We start from the raw sequence: 655 nt of genomic DNA on the forward strand, positions 1-655 counted from the left end.
GCCGGCGGCGGCGTGGATCAGGACGCGTTCACCGGCCTTGAGGCCGGCCAGGTCCCGCAACCCGTAATACGCCGTCAGAAAGACGGTCGGGACTGATGCGGCCTCGCCGAAGGAGAGCCCCTCGGGTATCGGCGCCAGAGTGCGTTCGTCGGCGATGGTCAGCGGGGCGAACGCGGCTGCGAAACCACCGAACACGCGGTCGCCGACGGCGAGTCGGGTGACTCCCGGACCGGTCTCCACGACCACGCCCGCGCCCTCCGTGCCCAGCCCTTCGTTCGACGGAGCGAGGCCGAGGGCGACCGCCACGTCGTAGAAGTTGAGGCCTGCGGCCCGTACCTGCAACCGGACCTCGCCCGCTTCGAGCGGTCGCGTCGCACGAGGGTTCTCCGTCTTGCCGATGTTGTCCAGTGTGCCGCCGTTTCCGACGACGTCGATGCGCCAGTCGGTGCCGGCACCGAATCCGCCGACCCCGGCGATCCTCTCGCTGTCGACTCCGCGCACGAGGCGCGGGGCCAGCAGTCGGCTGTTCCGCAGGGCGAGTTGGGGTTCGCTGGTGTGGGTGAGGACCGTGTTCCAGTCGAGGTCGGTGGTGTCGGTGTCGAGGAGGACGAAGCGGTCGGGGTGTTCGGTCTGCGCGGTGCGGATCAGGCCCCAG

Annotated in this window: 1 protein-coding gene; it reads right to left on the bottom strand. The window is 70.2% G+C overall.

The features are described 5' to 3' along the window. A partial coding sequence (locus tag ICC28_RS40075; protein WP_188293800.1) for an alcohol dehydrogenase catalytic domain-containing protein occupies positions 1-655 on the bottom strand: 655 nt, incomplete at both ends.

Origin of the sequence: Streptomyces sp. TRM68416, assembly GCF_014596915.1 — a bacterium.
Classification (GTDB): Bacteria; Actinomycetota; Actinomycetes; order Streptomycetales; family Streptomycetaceae; genus Streptomyces.